The following is a 2,389-nucleotide window of genomic DNA, read 5'->3' on the forward strand; positions in this document are numbered from 1 at the left end:
GGCCTGGTACCTGGCACACGGCTCGAACTCCTCGTCGGCCGACTACCTCCGGGTGAGCGTGGTGCACAACGGCGCCGCGACGAGCCCCGCCCGCAGGCCGTGCGCGTGCACCACGTCCACCGGCGTGGTGGCCAGGGCGCGGCGTAGGGCGGCGACCGCGCGAGCGTCGGCCGGGGTCGGTTTGGCGGGGATCTCGACCGGCTGGAAGCGGGCTCTGACGCCGGTGAAGTCGAACTGCTCCTGGGTGGCCGCCGGCCCGCAGACCAGCACGGTGGCACCCGCGGCGGTGAGCCCGCGGGCCACCGACCGGACGTGCTGCCCCACGCCACCGGTGCTGGAGGCGAGCAGCAGTGCCACGCTGCCCGGCCAGTCGGGTGTCGGTTCCGTCGCCGCGCTCACCCGGACACCGTCTCCTTCCCGTCACCCCGCTCCGGAGGGCTGCCGTCCTGATCCTGTGCCGCGCCCGCGTTCCCGCGTCCCCGCGCGCCGCCGCGGCCCAGTCGTCGCAGCACCCCGGCGAGCAGCGGTCGTACGGCCTGCCGGTCGACGAGCCAGACCACGGTGAGGAACACGACGCCGACCAGAACTCCGGACAGCATGCCCTGACCGAGTGCCGCCGCCATCGTCGGGGTGCCGTCACCCGGCGTGTCGAGCCACCGCAGCACGCCCACACCGGCGAGCGCCCCGGCGAGGCCGCCGAGCAGCCCGGCCGCCGCCGCCCGGGGCGTACCGGCCAGCGCCGCGGAGCCCGCGCTCCGGCGCACCGCGATGATCAGCAGCCCGCCCAGCAGCAACATTCCGACCGAGTTGGCCAGCGCCACCGCCAGCACCCGGTCCCGAACCGGCAGTAACGCGGCCAGGGGTAACGCCACCACCAGCACGGCCAGCCAGCCCACGGTGATCGCCGCGGTGGCGGGCCGGGTAGACCCGCGGGCGTAGAGGGCACGGGAGAGTACGGCGAACAGGCCGTAGCCGATCAAACCCGGGGCGAATCCGGCGATGGCCGCCGCCGTCGAACCGGGGTCGGCGGGAAAGAAGAAGGACCCAACCGGACCGGCGGTGCCGACCAGCGCCGCCGCGCCGAGGAAGCTGAACAGCAACACACCGCGAACCGTCGATGACAGCGTCTCCCGGTACCGCTGGTCGTCACCGCCGGCCGACGCGGCGGCGAGCGTCGGGTACGCGGCGACCGCCAGCGGCACGGCGAGCACCGCCCACGGCAGCAGGTACATGGTCTGGGCCAGGTTGAACACCTGCGGTGAGCCGGTCGGGCCGCCCGAGACCCGTTTGAGCACCACCACGAGGGCCAACTGCTGGGCGGTGACGGTGACCGCTCCGGCCACCGCCAGCGCGCGGATCCGTGCTCGGACCTCCGGCGCGAAGGCGTACCCGGGACGCAGGCGCAGCCGCAGTCCGCGCAGCGGGATGAGCAGTGACAGCGACAGCACCACCACCCCCAGGGTGGTGCCACCCGACAGGAGCAGCTCCCCCGCTCGACTCACCTCGCCGACGCTCGCACCGTGCCCCTCCGTGCCCCCGAAGACGAGGTAGACCACGATGACCGTCAGGCTGGAGAGCAGTGGGGCGATCACCGGCCAAGCGAACCGTCGATGCGCCTGGAGCACCCCGGTGAGCACGATCCCGATGCCGTAGAGCGGCAGCTGCGGGGCGAAGACCTGCAACATCCGCGCACCGGCGGCAAGCTCGGCGTCGGTGCGGTTGTCGCTGATCAGCGTGACGATCGGGCCCGCAAACACGGCGACCAGCACGGCCAGCGGCACCAGCAGGGTGACCGTCCAGGTGAGCAGGGCGCCGGTGGTGGCGGCCACCGCACGTCGGTCACCGGCGGCGATCGGCCCGGCCAGCATCGGCACGACGAGGCTGGCCAGTGCCCCGCCGGCAACGATCTCGAAGATGATGTTCGGGACCGTGTTGGCGATCACGTACATGCCGCCCAGGTCGCTCTTCTCCATGACCCAGGTGAAAACGCCCGTGCGGCCGAAGCCGGCCAGGCGGCTGACGACGGTGAGGACGGCGATGAGCGCGGCTGCTCCGGCGACTCGGCCGGCGCCGGCGAGGGGTGCCGGTCTGGTCACGTCAGTCGGCGCGTCGGCCCAGCGCGTCGAGCTCACGCAGCCCCGGTGTCCGCTGGATCACCTGCGTGAAGCTGACCTTCTCGCTGGCCGCGGTGAGACCGGCCAGCACGGCGAGGAGACCGGCCCGGCCCAGCGGGCCGGTGCGGGCTGCGAGCGCGACGCCGAGCACCGCGCCGAGGGCGTTCGCGCCGCTGTCGCCGAGCATCACCTCCTCACCGAGGTCGTCCGGGAGCAGCCCGGCGGCCGCCCCGGCCGCGCCGGCGGCGATCCCGCCGTGCGGGCCGCCGGCCAGC

General features: G+C 74.2%; 1 protein-coding gene and 2 pseudogenes. All 3 read right to left on the reverse strand.

From position 1 onward, the window contains the following. Positions 1-78: 78 nt before the first annotated feature. Positions 79-399, reverse strand: a pseudogene (locus ABZS42_RS31870) (glycosyltransferase); the annotation flags it as partial. Next, entirely contained in the window at positions 396-2,096 is a 1,701-nt protein-coding gene (locus ABZS42_RS31875; protein ID WP_355151668.1) for a lipid II flippase MurJ, read from the reverse strand. The pseudogene ABZS42_RS31870 and the gene ABZS42_RS31875, both read right to left, overlap by 4 nt. A 1-nt stretch (position 2,097) precedes the next feature. Further along, a pseudogene (locus ABZS42_RS31880) lies at positions 2,098-2,389 on the reverse strand (hypothetical protein); the annotation flags it as partial.

Source organism: Micromonospora sp. NPDC005367, assembly GCF_040606825.1.
Lineage (GTDB): Bacteria > Actinomycetota > Actinomycetes > Mycobacteriales > Micromonosporaceae > Micromonospora.